This window comes from Capnocytophaga canis, assembly GCF_000827555.1.
Classification (GTDB): domain Bacteria; phylum Bacteroidota; class Bacteroidia; order Flavobacteriales; family Flavobacteriaceae; genus Capnocytophaga; species Capnocytophaga canis.
The window spans coordinates 1-338 of record NZ_CDOI01000053.1 but is presented as its reverse complement, the minus strand read 5'-3'; the positions used below and the strand labels follow the sequence as shown (position 1 = coordinate 338).

Below are 338 nucleotides of genomic sequence, written 5' to 3'. Positions count from 1 at the left end.
ACAAACCATCTTTTTATCATCATTGACAATAAAGACGGTGTGCAAAAAACAGAAAGTAGAAAAATCAGATCAAATGATGAAGGCACTAAATTTCATATTGAAAAGACAACTTATTACAAAGAGCATCAAGAAATAGATTTAATTTATGAAAATGGCGAAGTTAGTAAGATTTACGAATATTTTTACGTAAACGAACCTAAAAATTGGCAAATTTCATTTAGTTTTAATCATTATGCAAACGGAGGCACAATTAATAATTTTATTTTAATGCTTCCAAAGGAACGGTTTGAAGAAATCGCAAGAGAGAGATATTATGCAAACTATTTGGAAACATTATG

1 pseudogene is annotated in these 338 nt (G+C 28.4%); it reads left to right on the top strand.

The annotated features are described in order from the left end of the window. Positions 1-338: pseudogene (locus CCAND38_RS01815) on the top strand (hypothetical protein); the annotation flags it as partial.